Annotated in this window: 16 protein-coding genes and 1 tRNA gene; 10 read left to right on the top strand and 7 right to left on the bottom strand. The window is 32.0% G+C overall.

Annotated elements, in window-relative coordinates:
• Positions 1 to 2 precede the first annotated feature (2 nt).
• On the top strand, positions 3 to 449 hold the full coding sequence (locus tag ACNG5D_RS00745; protein WP_418181580.1) for a hypothetical protein: 447 nt from the start codon (positions 3 to 5) through the stop codon (positions 447 to 449).
• Here ACNG5D_RS00745 and ACNG5D_RS00740 read toward each other — a convergent pair.
• From ACNG5D_RS00740 to rseP, 6 genes are all read right to left on the bottom strand, one after another.
• Positions 446 to 649, bottom strand: coding sequence for a hypothetical protein (locus ACNG5D_RS00740; protein WP_418181579.1), 204 nt, complete (start codon positions 647 to 649; stop codon positions 446 to 448). The two genes, ACNG5D_RS00745 and ACNG5D_RS00740, sit on opposite strands and share 4 nt — an antisense overlap.
• Positions 650 to 1162, bottom strand: a complete 513-nt coding sequence (locus ACNG5D_RS00735) for a hypothetical protein (RefSeq protein ID WP_418181578.1) — start codon at positions 1160 to 1162, stop codon at positions 650 to 652. It lies immediately after the preceding gene.
• Positions 1125 to 1265, bottom strand: coding sequence for a hypothetical protein (locus ACNG5D_RS00730; RefSeq protein WP_418181577.1), 141 nt, complete (start codon positions 1263 to 1265; stop codon positions 1125 to 1127). The genes ACNG5D_RS00735 and ACNG5D_RS00730 overlap by 38 nt, the downstream gene beginning before the upstream one ends.
• A 238-nt stretch (positions 1266 to 1503) precedes the next feature.
• Positions 1504 to 2730: a phage integrase SAM-like domain-containing protein gene (locus ACNG5D_RS00725; RefSeq protein ID WP_418181576.1), complete on the bottom strand. Its 1227-nt coding sequence runs from the start codon at positions 2728 to 2730 to the stop codon at positions 1504 to 1506.
• Positions 2731 to 2847: 117 nt separating this feature from the next.
• A tRNA-Asn gene (locus ACNG5D_RS00720) sits at positions 2848 to 2921 on the bottom strand.
• Between the two features lie 73 nt (positions 2922 to 2994).
• Positions 2995 to 4341 (bottom strand): RIP metalloprotease RseP, encoded by a 1347-nt coding sequence (rseP, locus tag ACNG5D_RS00715; RefSeq protein ID WP_418182485.1) that lies wholly within the window; start codon positions 4339 to 4341, stop codon positions 2995 to 2997.
• Between the two features lie 169 nt (positions 4342 to 4510).
• On the opposite strand from rseP, the gene ACNG5D_RS00710 reads away from it, so the two are divergent.
• The 4 genes from ACNG5D_RS00710 (at position 4511) to ACNG5D_RS00695 (ending at position 7819) form a co-directional block, all read left to right on the top strand.
• The gene (locus tag ACNG5D_RS00710) at positions 4511 to 5179 is read left to right on the top strand and encodes an SCO family protein (protein WP_418181575.1); all 669 of its coding nucleotides are present in this window, start codon (positions 4511 to 4513) and stop codon (positions 5177 to 5179) included.
• Between the two features lie 143 nt (positions 5180 to 5322).
• Positions 5323 to 5559 (top strand): FeoA family protein, encoded by a 237-nt coding sequence (locus ACNG5D_RS00705; protein ID WP_418181574.1) that lies wholly within the window; start codon positions 5323 to 5325, stop codon positions 5557 to 5559.
• On the top strand, positions 5552 to 7651 hold the full coding sequence (feoB, locus tag ACNG5D_RS00700; RefSeq protein ID WP_418181573.1) for a ferrous iron transport protein B: 2100 nt from the start codon (positions 5552 to 5554) through the stop codon (positions 7649 to 7651). Before ACNG5D_RS00705 ends, feoB begins: the two co-directional genes overlap by 8 nt.
• A gap of 27 nt (positions 7652 to 7678) precedes the next feature.
• Positions 7679 to 7819, top strand: coding sequence for a FeoB-associated Cys-rich membrane protein (locus tag ACNG5D_RS00695; protein WP_418181572.1), 141 nt, complete (start codon positions 7679 to 7681; stop codon positions 7817 to 7819).
• On the opposite strand, the gene ACNG5D_RS00690 is transcribed toward ACNG5D_RS00695, so the two are convergent.
• Entirely contained in the window at positions 7816 to 8472 is a 657-nt protein-coding gene (locus ACNG5D_RS00690) for a metal-dependent transcriptional regulator (protein ID WP_418181571.1), read from the bottom strand. The two genes, ACNG5D_RS00695 and ACNG5D_RS00690, sit on opposite strands and share 4 nt — an antisense overlap.
• Positions 8473 to 8571: 99 nt before the next feature.
• Here ACNG5D_RS00690 and ACNG5D_RS00685 point away from each other — a divergent pair, with 99 nt between their 5' ends.
• From ACNG5D_RS00685 to ACNG5D_RS00665, 5 genes are all read left to right on the top strand, one after another.
• Entirely contained in the window at positions 8572 to 10818 is a 2247-nt protein-coding gene (locus ACNG5D_RS00685) for a TonB-dependent receptor (RefSeq protein WP_418181570.1), read from the top strand.
• 49 nt (positions 10819 to 10867) lie between these two features.
• On the top strand, positions 10868 to 11773 hold the full coding sequence (locus tag ACNG5D_RS00680; RefSeq protein WP_418181569.1) for a metal ABC transporter solute-binding protein, Zn/Mn family: 906 nt from the start codon (positions 10868 to 10870) through the stop codon (positions 11771 to 11773).
• Between the two features lie 6 nt (positions 11774 to 11779).
• Positions 11780 to 12517 (top strand): metal ABC transporter ATP-binding protein, encoded by a 738-nt coding sequence (locus ACNG5D_RS00675; protein ID WP_418181568.1) that lies wholly within the window; start codon positions 11780 to 11782, stop codon positions 12515 to 12517.
• 73 nt (positions 12518 to 12590) lie between these two features.
• Positions 12591 to 13718, top strand: coding sequence for a metal ABC transporter permease (locus ACNG5D_RS00670; RefSeq protein ID WP_418181567.1), 1128 nt, complete (start codon positions 12591 to 12593; stop codon positions 13716 to 13718).
• Positions 13711 to 14871 (top strand): metal ABC transporter permease, encoded by a 1161-nt coding sequence (locus ACNG5D_RS00665; RefSeq protein ID WP_418181566.1) that lies wholly within the window; start codon positions 13711 to 13713, stop codon positions 14869 to 14871. Before ACNG5D_RS00670 ends, ACNG5D_RS00665 begins: the two co-directional genes overlap by 8 nt.
• The last annotated feature ends 3 nt before the right edge of the window (positions 14872 to 14874 follow it).

Raw genomic sequence — 14874 nt, 5'->3', positions numbered from 1 at the left:
TTATGAAATATTTTTACCTTATTGCTTTAGTTACATCAATATCAATCAATGCTCAAACTACTTTAACAGAATATAATTATTTAACAAAAGGATATGCTTTAGACTTAGAAACAGGCAGAGATATAAAAAAAGGATATGTAATTGAGCGTCTTGATGGTACTTCAAGCAGAGTAAGAATAGGTAAAGAAACTATAGATAGAGCTGTACACTTATTTGCTTTTAAAAAAGAGGGACAAAAAAAACCTGTTGCACTTCTCGCTAAATTTATAAGGCTAGACTCTAAAAAAGCCACCTATATTTGTATTCCTTCTCCAAAAAGCGACAAAGACCTTTTGTTTTTAGCTGAAGAAGATTTTTTAAAATTAAATAACACTAATGAAGATAACATTAACGCAGTACATTATTTTTGGAATACGCTAAAACTACTTGGCAACGCATATATGAACTAATTTAAACTAGGCTTTATAATTCTATTAACTGTTTGTATAATCTTTTTTTCAGCATCTACAACTTCGGCTTCAACCACTATATCACTAATTATATCCTCTCTTAATGCTTTAAGTTTCTCTATATACTCCTCTAAAGGCATAGTGTCCTTTATTGCAATTAAAGCATTAATTTTATTTACATCTTTTTTATTAAACAGCATTTAGTTTAGCTTTTTGTTTATAGAATCTTCAAGTTCTTTATCTAGAAGATCGAGGGCGTTTTTCTTGTTTTGTAAAAAATTAAATTTATAAGCTGCTATTAAATGTAATATGATGACTGGCACCACAATAAAAAGAGATTCTAACACACTAAACTCATCAAAATAAGATGTTTTTTGATTTAACACTCCAGCTAATTGATAAGTGTACATCGATATAGGCACAAGAAGTGAAAAGCGCCACCAATTATTTGACGTAAAAAACCAAATTGAAAAAGAAATTATAATTAATATTTTAGTCCATGAGTGGTACACAAAACTTTGCACAGACCTAAAACCACCACTAGTTAAGCTAAAATACTTAGTTTGAAATATTTTTATTCCATTACCTGGAAAATGCTCGTACAAATAATAAAGAAAAGGAATGGTTATAAAAAAAATTACAATAACCATTCCTTGAATAAAATCAGATTTTTGCCTAACCGTTAGTAGGTATTTCAGCTTCGTCTTTTTCAATTTGAACATCTTGTTTATCGTCTATGCTTGTTTCTGTACATGACAACAAAGCTAACGACATTACAGCACCAAAAAACAGTACCATTAGGTGTAATTTTTTCATAGATTTGGGTTTTATTACAACTACTTAATTGCAATTGCAATGCTAATGTAGGTAATTTAGACCAAATACCAAAATCATCGATAAAACACACAAATGTTATAGCTTCATTATCAGGAATTAAATCTAAATTTTTATTCCTATACATTAAAGTTGAAAATGGCGTTTTTTTATGTTTTTTCGTGTTTTTATACTTTATCGATGTGGTAAACCCGTAATTATAAAATTACTTTATGATTATTCATGTTTTAATAAATTTAATCACTTTCAACAAAGCTTCGTCAATTATTTTATTTGAAACTTTTCCTTGATAATTAAAAGTAATTCCTTTAGGCTTATGCCCTTGTATTTTCATTACAGTTAAGTCGTATATTTCTAATTCTGAAGAAAAACTCCTAAACATGTACCTAGTTGATTTCGTACTTAATTTAGGGATACCTAACGTGCCACTAATTTTACTTAAACTCCTGTTCGTATTACGTCTAAAATACTCATATTGTTTAGGCATATCTATAGGACTAGGAATAAAAGAAAACACTCGGTCATTTTTTTTTGTGCCATATTTGTTAATAATCTCAATAGCTTCATCAATTATTTTGTTGTCTACCAATGGCCCACCTTGGGGTTTATTTCTATTTTTATAACGTTTAAACCTTACTCTATTGTTTTTTATATTAGACCACGTCAAAAGTGAAATATCAACTAAATCATGGCCACCAATGTATAATTGAAATAGTAGCACATTGATATTGCGTTCAAGTAGTATTCTATTCTTTTTTGTAGTAGATTTTTTTGGAATAAATTTAAACAACTCCAAAACATCATTTTTTGAATAAACAACTTCATGATTACTAGATTCTGAAGCCTTCATAATCCCTAAAAATGGATTGCCTGAATTAACATTTAAAGATTTTCTACGTTGTGCTTCTTTAAATACAGCTCTAAATGAACGCAAATAACTCATAGCGCCTCCTGTATTACATCCAGTCTTTAATAAAAAATAAAGATAGTCGTTTAACCACTCGTAAGTAATTCTATTAATAGGCACATCATCATTTGGATAAATATATTTTAAAATAGATGCCTTTACATCATCATACGCTTTATACGATTGATTAATCGACTTTTTTTCGCTAATCCTTATATCAAAAAACTCTATTAAGTCAACTTCTTTTATCTGCTCAATATTTTTACCAAACAAAACATCAATAGCATCAGCCTTATTATAATTGTTATAATTCACTTTAAAGCACTTGGATTTATATTCTAATAATTTAGGATATAAAAACTTGAAGTGTGGGTGAGTATTTAATATAGTAATGTTTGCATCGTCCCAAAAAGACAAATGAGTATAACCAATTGTTTTTCTTGGCCTGTCGTTTTTTGACACAAACAACTCAACTATAATAGGAAACCCATTAGTAGTTTCTTTAGATTTAGTAGAGATCAATTTAATAGTTGCTTTCAATCGAGATACACTTTAGATACACTTTTTACACAATTTTACCACTTTTTTATATTTTTTCAACAATTTAAAGCAATAAAAAAGCCGTTCAAATGTCTTGAACGGCTTGTTTTAATAGTGCTCCTTCTCTTGGGCTCGAACCAAGGACCCTCTGATTAACAGTCAGATGCTCTAACCAACTGAGCTAAGAAGGAATTTGCTTTTTTTACTTAGCGAGTGCAAATATATATTGTTTTTTAGTTTCTGCAAATATTTTTTTAAAAAATTTTAACCAAATATAGCTTTATATATATCATTACCGTTTGCAAATAGCACTAAGGCTATTAAAATAAAGAAACCAACCATTTGTGCATACTCCATAAATTTATCTCCAGGTTTTCTTCCAGACACCATTTCATAAAGTAAAAACATAACATGTCCGCCATCTAAAGCCGGTATTGGTAATAAATTTAATACTCCCAGCATAATCGATAAAAATGCTGTAATACTCCAAAATACTTGCCAACTCCAAAAGCTTGGAAAAATATCGTAAATAGCTTTAAAGCCACCCACACCTTTATACGCTCCAGTACTTGGCGTAAATATGGCTCCTAATTGATCCCAGTAGGAAACTATTTTATCCTTTGCTTTGCCTAAACCTACCGGAAAGGCTTCAAAAAAGCCATAATCTTTTACATCAAAATTATAATACCCTAAACGCTCTAAAGTTTCTGGGGTTGATGCTCCTGCTACTACAATTCCTAATTTAGCTTCATCACTAATTTTAAGTGGTACTTGTATTTCTTTTTCTTCCCTTTTAATGGTTGCAGAAACATTTTGCCCTTTAAACTTTTCTAATGCCATTTTAACCTCATCGGCATATTTTGTTGGGTAATCATTTACTCCTAAAATAATATCACCTTTTTTTAAGCCGCTAGATATATTAAAAGATGTGTCTGGAACTTGAATAACAACAAAAGGTTGCCTAAGACTTATAAAACCTTTTTCTTTAGAGTCTAATAATTGTGCTAAAAAATCTTCTGGCATGGTTACCGTAGATTCATTTCCGTTGCGCTCTATAAGAATTTCTTTTCCAAATAATACTTTTTCAGAAATTTCAGAGAATGTTTTAATAGCATCGCCATCAACAGCTAAAATTTTATCTCCTGTAAAAAGCCCTGCTTTATTAGCTACAGTACTTTCAATTTGTAAACCATCTTTTATATTCTCGTTTGGAAGAAAGGTATCGCCATAAAAATAACTCATCCCAATATAAATAAGGATAGCCAATAAAAAATTAACAGTAACACCACCCAACATAATAATTAATCGTTGCCATGCTGGCTTAGATCGAAACTCCCAAGGTTGTGGTTCTTGTGCCATTTGCTCGGTATCCATACTTTCGTCAATCATACCTGCAATTTTCACATAGCCACCAAGTGGCAACCAGCCTATACCGTAAACCGTTTCTCCTATTTTCTTTTTAAATAGTGAAAACTTAACATCAAAAAACAAGTAAAATTTTTCTACTCTAGTTTTAAAAGCTTTTGCCGGGATAAAATGCCCTAATTCGTGTAATATTATTAGCAACGACAGGCTTAGTAAAAACTGAGATATTTTTATAACAAACTCCATATATAGCTTAACATTTTTTTTTAACCGCACAAAAGTAAGCTTTTAAACCAAGTTTAAAAAGCCATTTGTATAATGGCTCCTGTTTTAACACTTATTTATGTTTAGTAAAAATGTTTTGAAACTTAAAATGATTGTATTTTTGTAGAAGTTTTAATGTAAAAATTCTAAAATGCTGTCGTTTTTTAAAGATTATAAAATATTTGCTATTGTTTTTGGTATAATTTCCATTATTATAATAGCTATTATTTACAACACATTAAATGTTTACCAACCGTTACCCATTTACCAACCAACAATGGTAAGTACAGAGCTTGTTGATAGCACTATCCAGCACAAAAAAAAATATCATAAAATAGCGCCTTTTAGCCTTACTAACCAAAACGGAAAAACCATAACCCAAAATAATTATAAGGATAAAATTTACGTTGCCGATTTCTTTTTTACTACCTGCCAAACCATTTGTCCTATTATGACAACGAACATGGTTAAAATTCAAAATGAAACTTTAAACGATAAAGATGTTATGCTACTTTCTCATTCTGTAACACCAGAAATTGATTCGGTGGCACAATTAAAACGCTATGCTATAAAAAAAGGCGTAAATGATAAAAAATGGAATTTAGTTACCGGAAGCAAAAAAGACATATACAAACTGGCTCGTAAAAGTTATTTAGCAGTAAAAGATCTTGGAGATGGTGGCCCTTTTGATATGATACACACAGAAAATTTTATGCTTATTGATAAAAAACGCCAAATACGTGGATTTTATGATGGCACTAACCTTGAAGATATAGATAGGTTATTAGAGGATATTAAAATTTTAAAAGAAGAAAAGTAATCTGCTTTTTATAAACGGTATTCTTTTTAAAATTACATTTTAAACACGAGTACTCTAGCTACATTTAAAAACTGAGACTGAAAACTTTTTTACTTCTAAACTTTTACACTATTTTTACTTCTTTAAAATCAATCTAAATAAGCTTGCAAGATACTTTAGCACATTTAAAACACGGAGAACGCGGCATTATAACCGATGTTTCGTCTATACACATTCCTTTAAAACTACTAGAAATGGGCTGTTTACCAGGAAATACTGTAGAACTGGTTCAATTAGCACCATTTCAAGACCCCATGTATTTAAATATAAATGGCTCGCATTTAGCGATTAGAAAAGAAACAGCTTCTCATATTTTAATTGAAAAAGTAACGCATGAGTAAACAGATAAATGTAGCGTTAATTGGAAACCCTAATACAGGTAAAACCTCTGTTTTTAATGCTTTAACGGGCTTAAACCAAAAGGTTGGTAATTACCCTGGTATTACGGTTGAAAAAAAACAAGGTATTTGTAAACTTCAGCGCGGTGTAAAAGCGCATATTATTGATTTACCAGGTACGTATAGCTTAAATGCATCATCACTTGACGAAAATGTAGTTATTGAACTTCTGCTTAATAAAAACGATAAAGATTTCCCCGATATTGCTGTTGTAGTTACCGATGTTGAAAACCTAAAACGTAACCTTTTACTATTTACTCAAATTAAAGATTTAGAAATACCTACCCTGCTAGTTATTAATATGGCAGACCGTATGAGTTACAAAGGTATTTCATTAGACATTGATTATCTAGAAGACAAACTAAACACAAAAATAGCTTTAATAAGTACTCGAAAAAACGAAGGCATAGACAAATTAAAACTTCTTATTTCAAATTACAAAGAACTCTCTATAACTCCTTGTTTAGACACCACACAAATTGACGCCAACTATTTTGGCAACTTAAAAAAAGCATTTCCTAACCAGTTACTTTATAAGCTTTGGCTTGTTATAACTCAAGATGTAAACTTTGGAAAAACCCATAGAAAAGAAATGGATGCTGTTGCCGATTTTAAAACCAAAAGCAAAGCCGATTTAAAACGTTTACAACAAAAGGAAACCATAAAACGCTACCAATTTATAAATAACGCACTAGATAAAGGCCAAACCATAGATTTAAGTCAAGCTAAAGATTTACGCATAAGGCTTGATAGAGTTTTAACGCACAAAGTATGGGGTTATGTTATATTTGGATTTATTTTACTAACCATATTCCAAGCCATTTACGATTGGTCTGGTATACCTATGGATTTTATAGATAGCGCATTTGCATCGTTAAGTGAATGGACAAAAAACCAATTACCTCAAGGTGCATTTACCAGCCTATTAGCCGAAGGCATTATTCCTGGTTTAGGCGGCATTGTTATTTTTATTCCTCAAATTGCTTTTCTTTTTCTTTTTATTGCCATACTTGAAGAAAGTGGTTATATGAGTCGTGTTGTATTTTTAATGGATCGTATTATGCGCCGTTTCGGGCTTAGTGGCAAAAGCGTAGTTCCTTTAATTTCTGGTACCGCTTGCGCTATTCCTGCTATAATGGCAACTCGTAATATTGAAAGCTGGAAAGAACGCCTAATTACTATTTTAGTAACACCTTTTACAACCTGTTCTGCCCGCTTACCTGTTTATCTTATTATTATTGCTTTAGTAATTCCTGAAGGCAGAATTTTAGGATTAAGCTATCAAGCTTTAACCTTAATGTTACTTTATTTAATTGGGTTTGGAACTGCAATTTTATCGGCTTATATTTTAAATAAAATTTTAAAAATAAAAAGCAAAACCTTTTTTGTAATTGAAATGCCAAATTACAAATTACCATTATTTAAAAATGTAGCCTTAACGGTTATTGAAAAAACGAAGGCATTTATTTTTGGCGCTGGTAAAATAATTTTAGCAATCTCTATAATTTTATGGTTTTTAGCCTCATATGGCCCTGGAGAACAATTTAATAATGCCGAAAATATTATAAAAACAGAATTTGCCTCTAAAAATATATCACCTGAAGATTTACAACAAAAAATAGCTTCACACAAACTAGAATATTCGTTTATTGGTATTGCAGGTCATGCTATAGAGCCAGCTATAAGACCTTTAGGTTACGATTGGAAAATTGGAATAGCCATTGTAAGCTCTTTTGCTGCTAGAGAAGTATTTGTTGGTACATTAGCCACAATTTATAGTGTTGGTAGTGATGAAGAAGAAACCATAAAAAACAGAATGGCAAGCGAGGTTAATCCAGTTTTAGGTGGCCCCTTATTTACATTTGCCTCTGGTATTTCTCTATTACTATTTTACGCCTTTGCTATGCAATGTATGAGCACCTTAGCTATTGTAAAAAAAGAAACCAATAGCTGGAAATGGCCTCTTTTACAACTGGTTATAATGAGTGGAGTTGCTTATATTGTTGCTTTAATTGCTTTTCAATTTTTGAAATAATTTTAATTTAAATTCGACTATTTAATTATGAACGAAATTATTCAAAACATACTCGTTGGTATTTCTATAGCTTTTGCACTATCTTTTTTAATTAAAAAGTTTTTCTGGAAAAAGTCTAAGCCTAAAAAAGCTTGCGGTAGCAATACCGATGGCTGTGGCTGCCATTAAACCACTTTTACAAATAAATTGTTTGCAATTATATTAGATATAATAAGCTCTCGCCTTCCTATTCTTATAGAAATTGAATTATCAAAAGGTTCGCGATGAAAAACTTCTAGTTCTGTACCTAAAGCAATTTTATTTTTATCTAAATATTTTAAAAAATCTGAAGACGAATCTTGAACTCCAACACAAATACATTGATTTCCTTCTTTAGTTTCAGAAAGTAAAATTTTATCAATCTTATTTATTTTACCAGATTTATCAGGAATAGGATCGCCATGCGGATCGTGCGTTGGAAACTCTAAAAAAGCATCTAATTGGCTTATTAATTTTTTAGATTTTATATGCTCTAATTGCTCGGCAACTTCATGAACCTCGTCCCATGAAAAATTTAATTTTTCAACCAAAAACACTTCCCACAACCTATGTTTCCTAACAATATTAACAGCTATATCTTTACCTGTTTCTGTTAAGGTAACCCCTTGATATTTTTTATAATTAGCATACCCTTTTTCAGAAAGTTTTTTAACCATATCTGTTACAGAAGATGCCTTAGTTTCCATCTCTTTAGCAATAGCATTTGTACTAACGTTATTTACACCATACTTTCCTAAATGGTAAATAGCCTTTATGTAATTTTCTTCTGTAAGTGTTATCATTATTAAAATTTAGATATACCACAAATATAAGATAATTATAACTTTGAAATAATTTTTAGATTAATCTAAAAATATATTTATATTTGTAAAAAATTTTTAATGAAACCATTTTCACTACTACTTATAAGCATACTAAGCCTTCAAATTAACGCTCAAAATATAATAGGGAAAACGTTTTCTAATAAAGAAGCTCTACCCTATGTTAATATTTATTTAAAAGGAGAACATAAAGGCGCCGTATCGACCGAAAATGGAGCATTTAAAATAACAAACGTAAAACCTGGCACATATACTATTATGGCTTCCTTTACAGGTTATCAAACTCAGAAAAAAGAAATAACCATATCATCTAAAGATGTAATTATAAATTTTAATTTACAAGAATCTGAATTATTAGACGAAGTCGTAATTACAGGCACATTAAAGGCGGTATCGCGCCTAGAAAGTCCTGTTCCTGTAGAGGTTTATTCTCCTGTATTCTTTAAAAAAAATCCGACACCAAATATTTTTGAAGCCCTACAAAATGTAAATGGTGTAAGGCCGCAACTAAACTGTAATGTTTGCAATACAGGAGATATACATATTAATGGTCTTGAAGGGCCTTACACTCTAGTTCTTATAGATGGTATGCCTATTGTTAGTGGTTTATCTACAATTTATGGATTGTCTGGAATTCCTAACTCCTTAATAGAACAAATTGAAGTTGTAAAAGGTCCAGCATCATCCCTTTACGGTAGCGAAGCTGTTGGAGGGCTTATTAATATTATAACTAAACTACCCGAAAATGCACCTGTATTTTTTGCAGATCAATTTGTAAGTGGTTGGGGCGAGGCCAATTTCGATTTAGGTTTCAAATCTAAAATTGGCAAAAACTCTAATGTTTTAGTTGGTGCCAATTACTACAAATACTCTAATGCCATTGATAATAATAACGATAATTTTACCGATGTAACTTTACAGGATCGCATATCGGTATTTCAAAAATGGGATTTTAAGCGAAAAGAAAATCGTAAGTTCTCTATTGCTGGAAGATATTTTTATGAAGATAGATGGGGCGGAGAAATGCAATGGAACAAAACTCACAGAGGTGGCAACAAGGTTTATGGTGAAAGTATTTATACATCGCGCTACGAAATAATAGGAAACTACCAATTACCTATTGCAGAGCAAATTAATTTCCAGTTTTCTTATTCAGATCATGACCAAAATTCTGTTTACGGCAATACACCTTATTTAGCACAACAACGCATTGGCTTTAGCCAACTTACTTGGGATAAACCCATAAAAAATCACGATTTACTTTTTGGTTTAACTGCGCGATATAATTTTTATAACGACAATACTACAGCAACGATAAAACCCGATGAGATTACCATTCCTTCTATTTTTATTCAAGACGAAATAAAACTATCAGAAAAAAACCACCTATTATTAGGAGCAAGATATGATTATGATGCTAGACATGGTTCTATTTTCACACCCAGAATAGCCTATAGGTTTAAACCTACCAAAAACGATATTATAAGGCTAAATGCTGGCACAGGGTTTAGAGTAGTTAATTTATTTACCGAAGAACATGCTGCACTTACTGGATCAAGAGATGTGATTATTAAAGACGAATTAAACCCAGAACAATCCTTTAACATAAACCTTAATTACTTAAAAAAAATATACACTAAAGGCGGACAAATTTTTACCTTTGATGCTTCTGCTTGGTACACTTACTTTACCAATGCCATTATCCCCGATTACGATACTAACCCTAACCAAATTATTTACAATAATTTAAATGGAAACTCTATAACTAAAGGCATTAGTTTAAACATAGATGCCAGATTTGATAGCGGTTTAAAAGCATCTGTTGGCGCCACATTTCAAGATGTTTCTAAAAAAGAAAATGGTATAAAAACTAGACAAATATTAACAGAACGCTTCACAGGTGTTTGGTCGCTTTCCTATAAAAATTTTCCAACAAATTTAACATTAGATTATACAGGAAATATTTATGGCCCCATGCGACTACCAACACTTGGCGAGCTAGATCCTAGAAACGAATACTCGCCAACTTGGAGTATACAAAACATTCAATTAACATATACTACAAAAGCGAATTTAGAATTTTATGGTGGTGTGAAAAACATTTTAAACTGGACACCAAATAAAGGCAACCCTTTTATAATAGCAAGGCCAGAAGATCCTTTTGACGAGAACGTACAGTTTGATACAAATGGTAATGTTGTACCAACTTCAGATAATCCGTATGCACTTACTTTCGATCCCTCTTATGTCTATGCTCCAAACCAAGGCAGACGATTATTTTTTGGTTTAAGATATACTTTAAACTAAATTTAACCCTTAAAACAACGAACAACAGCCCTGTTATTCAATAAATAAAATGAAAAAATATTTACTAATACTTCTTTCTGTTTTAACTATTTTTAGTTGCAAAGACAAAACACAAACAAACGGAAAAATAAACGTTGTTACAACAACCTCTATGATTACCGATTTAGTTAAAAACATTGGTGGCACACACATTAACCTTCAAGGCTTAATGGGTAGCGGTGTAGACCCACATTTGTATAAAGCTAGCGAAGGCGATGTTAATAAATTAGCAAATGCCGATATTATTTTTTACAATGGCTTACACCTAGAGGGTAAACTAGTGGAAGTTTTCGAAAAAATGAAAAACAAAAACACTATAGCCATAGGAGAGGCTTTAGACAAGAGCACACTTATTGGTTCAGATTATTTTGCGTCAAACTACGATCCGCACATTTGGTTTAATATTAATTATTGGATACAGGCCACACAATTTGTATCCCAAAAACTATCGGACGCTATTCCAGAACAAAAAAACTATTTTCAAGCTAATGGCGCAAATTACATTAAGCAATTAGAAAACCTGAAAACTAAAATAATTTCAACCATAGAAACCCTTCCAAAAGAGCAACGTATTTTAGTTACTGCTCACGACGCATTTAATTACTTCGGGAAAACATTTAATTTTGAAGTTGTTGGTTTACAAGGGCTCTCTACTGCCACAGAAGCTGGTGTACAAGACGTTCAAAAACTATCAGAATTTATTATAAAAAAGAAAGTTAAAGCCATTTTTATAGAAAGCTCGGTACCAAAACGCACCATAGAGGCTTTGCAAGCTGCCGTTAACTCTAAAGGGCACCATGTTATTATTGGTGGTTCTCTATATTCTGATGCGCTAGGAAATGCAGGAACTAAAGAAGGCACCTATATTGGTATGTTCGAGTATAATGTTAATACTATTGTAAATGCGTTAAAGTAAAATAATATGAGCCATAAAATAGCCGTAAAAGTAGACGATTTAACCGTAGCTTACAACTACAAACCTGTACTTTGGGATATCGATTTAGAAATTCCAGAAGGTGTACTTATGGCTATTGTTGGCCCCAATGGCGCAGGAAAATCTACGCTTATAAAATCTATTTTAGGCATTTTAAAACCTATTGCTGGAAGTGTAGAAATTTTTGGTAAAAGCTACAAAAAACAACGCCAATTAGTTGCTTATGTACCACAAAAAGGAAGTGTAGATTGGGATTTCCCAACTACAGCACTAGATGTTGTAATGATGGGAACTTACGGAAGTTTAGGCTGGATAAAACGTCCGGGACAAAAAGAAAAAAAAGCCGCTTTAGAAGCCCTTGAAAAAGTGGGCATGCTCCCTTTTAAATCTAGACAAATAAGCCAGCTTTCTGGCGGACAACAACAACGCATCTTCTTGGCTAGAGCATTAGTACAAAATGCTTCTATTTATTTTATGGACGAACCCTTTCAAGGTGTTGATGCTACAACCGAAATAGCCATTATCAATATTTTAAAAGAGTTACGTAAAGCAGGAAAAACAGTTATTGTAGTGCATCACGATTTACAAACCGTACCAGAATATTTTGATTGGGTAACTTTTCTTAATGTTAAAAAAATCGCTACAGGCCCAGTAAAAGATATTTTTAATGACGATAACCTAACAAAAACATACGGTATTAACTACAAAGTAAGCATACAAGAATAATAAATTTTATCAATAAAAAAGAAAATAAACATTGCGAAATAACAGGATAAAATTTCTGCATTTGCAAAAAACTATGGACATAACAGAATACATAAAACTTGTCTTTACCGACTATACACTAAGAACAATAACCTTCGGAACTGCCATTTTAGGCGCAGTTACTGGCATGCTTGGTAGCTTTGCTGTATTACGCAAACAAAGCCTTTTAGGCGATGCTATTTCACATGCCGCATTACCAGGTATTGCTATTGCCTTTTTAATTACTGGAGCCAAAGACAGTAATATTTTATTATTAGGCGCATTAGTTAGCGGATTAATAGGTACATTCTGGATAAAAGGCATTATTAGCAAAACCCATTTAAAGTCCGATACTGCTTTAGGCTTAATACTATCCTTATTTTTTGGTTTTGGTATGCTGCTTCTCACTTTTATTCAAAAACAACCTAATGCCAACCAAGCAGGGCTAGACAAATATTTATTCGGGCAAGCTGCTACATTAGTAGAAAACGATGTGTGGATGATGGCCATTGTTACAGGATCTTGTCTATTTGTTTTGTTACTGTTTTGGAAAGAATTTAAAATTTTACTTTTTGATGCCGATTACACAAAAACCCTTGGCTTTAATACCCAATTAATCGATATTTTAATTACAACATTTATTGTATTAGCCATTGTGCTTGGCTTACAAACCGTAGGTGTCGTTTTAATGAGCGCTATGCTATTAGCACCTGCTGCCGCTGCACGCCAATGGACAAACAGCTTGTCTGTTATGGTGTTTTTAGCAGCTATTTTTGGTGCCTTTTCAGGAGTTTTCGGTACCGCTATAAGTGCTAGCCAAAATAACCTTTCAACAGGTCCTGTTATTGTTATTGTTGCAGGCGTATTTGTATTGGTTTCCTTTATATTTTCGCCTAGCCGTGGTTTATTATTTAAACAAATACGTTTTATAAAAAACCGACGCGATTTACAATTGCAAAAAACACTAGCTTTTATGTTTCATATTGCAGAAACTCACGAAAACATATCGCACCCTCATACCATTAAAATTTTAAACAATTTTCAAGGATTTACAAAAGGGACACTTCAAAAACTAGTTAAAAAAAACTATGTAAAGCTTAATGGTTCTATGTGGAGTTTAACCGAACAAGGGTTTAAAACCGCTGCAAATTTATATAACCAACAAACCGAAAATAATGAGTAACGCGCAAATAGAAATACAACTTATTGCAAGTTTAGTTGCCATTGCTTGCGCTATTCCTGGTACATTTTTGGTACTTAGAAAAATGGCTATGATTAGCGATGCTATTAGCCATTCTATTTTACCCGGTATTGTTATTGGTTTTTTTATAACTCAAGATTTAAATTCGCCGCTACTTATTTTATTAGCCGCTGCAACTGGTATAATTACCGTTTTACTTGTTGAATACATACAAAAAACAGGATTAGTAAAAGAAGATACAGCTATTGGGTTAGTATTTCCTGTTTTATTTAGTATTGGTGTAATTATGATAGCCAAAAACGCTAACGATGTACATTTAGATGTTGATGCTGTTTTACTTGGCGAACTTGCCTTTGCTCCTTTTGATAGATTAATTGTTAGCAATACAGATTTAGGCCCAAAACCTTTATGGGTTATAGGTAGCATATTAGTAATTACTATAGGTTTACTATTTGCCTTTTTTAAAGAATTAAAAGTAAGCACTTTTGATGCTGGCTTAGCCGCTTCTTTAGGGTTTTCTCCAGCACTAATTCATTATGGGTTAATGACTGTTTCATCGGTAACCACCGTTGGAGCTTTTGATGCCGTTGGAGCTATTCTAGTAGTAGCATTAATGATTGCGCCAGCCGCCACAGCTTATTTGCTAACCAACGAATTAAAACGTATGCTTATATACGCCATTAGTTTTGGAGTGTTTAGCGCCATTTCTGGTTATTGGTTAGCACATATATTAGATGCTTCAATAGCAGGATCTATAACCACTATGTTAGGGTTATTGTTTTTAATTATATACTTATTTGCGCCTAATAAAGGTGTTATTGCTGTTATGTATAGAGAAAAACAACAACGCACCGAAGTATCGTTATTAACTTTTCTTCTGCATTTAAAAAATCATACCGAAGAAAGCGAACGCCATGTAAACCACCTTAACGAACATATAAACTGGCAAAAAGTACGCTCGAAAACGGTTTTAGATTTGGCCTTAAAAAACAATATGATTAAGTTTAATAAAAACATAGTATCATTAACAGAAAAAGGCGAAGATTTCACATCGCAAGCTATAGATTACATTATGACCAACCAAGATAGTAAGATTGAACACATGAAAGATAATTTCTTTTTGTTTAGAGGGTAAATA

The organism is Algibacter ulvanivorans (genome assembly GCF_048381495.1).
Lineage (GTDB): Bacteria > Bacteroidota > Bacteroidia > Flavobacteriales > Flavobacteriaceae > Algibacter_B > Algibacter_B ulvanivorans.
This window is presented reverse-complemented; position numbering and strand designations above follow the sequence as displayed.

Excerpts from the sequence above, each read along its gene's own strand:
- ACNG5D_RS00745 (WP_418181580.1), top strand. The coding sequence starts at position 3 with ATGAAATATTTTTACCTTATTGCTTTAGTTACATCAATATCAATCAAT.
- ACNG5D_RS00740 (WP_418181579.1), bottom strand. The coding sequence starts at position 649 with ATGCTGTTTAATAAAAAAGATGTAAATAAAATTAATGCTTTAATTGCA.
- ACNG5D_RS00730 (WP_418181577.1), bottom strand. The coding sequence starts at position 1,265 with ATGAAAAAATTACACCTAATGGTACTGTTTTTTGGTGCTGTAATGTCG.
- rseP (WP_418182485.1), bottom strand. The coding sequence starts at position 4,341 with ATGGAGTTTGTTATAAAAATATCTCAGTTTTTACTAAGCCTGTCGTTG.
- ACNG5D_RS00710 (WP_418181575.1), top strand. The coding sequence starts at position 4,511 with ATGCTGTCGTTTTTTAAAGATTATAAAATATTTGCTATTGTTTTTGGT.
- feoB (WP_418181573.1), top strand. The coding sequence starts at position 5,552 with ATGAGTAAACAGATAAATGTAGCGTTAATTGGAAACCCTAATACAGGT.
- ACNG5D_RS00695 (WP_418181572.1), top strand. The coding sequence starts at position 7,679 with ATGAACGAAATTATTCAAAACATACTCGTTGGTATTTCTATAGCTTTT.
- ACNG5D_RS00690 (WP_418181571.1), bottom strand. The coding sequence starts at position 8,472 with ATGATAACACTTACAGAAGAAAATTACATAAAGGCTATTTACCATTTA.
- ACNG5D_RS00685 (WP_418181570.1), top strand. The coding sequence starts at position 8,572 with ATGAAACCATTTTCACTACTACTTATAAGCATACTAAGCCTTCAAATT.
- ACNG5D_RS00680 (WP_418181569.1), top strand. The coding sequence starts at position 10,868 with ATGAAAAAATATTTACTAATACTTCTTTCTGTTTTAACTATTTTTAGT.
- ACNG5D_RS00675 (WP_418181568.1), top strand. The coding sequence starts at position 11,780 with ATGAGCCATAAAATAGCCGTAAAAGTAGACGATTTAACCGTAGCTTAC.
- ACNG5D_RS00670 (WP_418181567.1), top strand. The coding sequence starts at position 12,591 with ATGGACATAACAGAATACATAAAACTTGTCTTTACCGACTATACACTA.
- ACNG5D_RS00665 (WP_418181566.1), top strand. The coding sequence starts at position 13,711 with ATGAGTAACGCGCAAATAGAAATACAACTTATTGCAAGTTTAGTTGCC.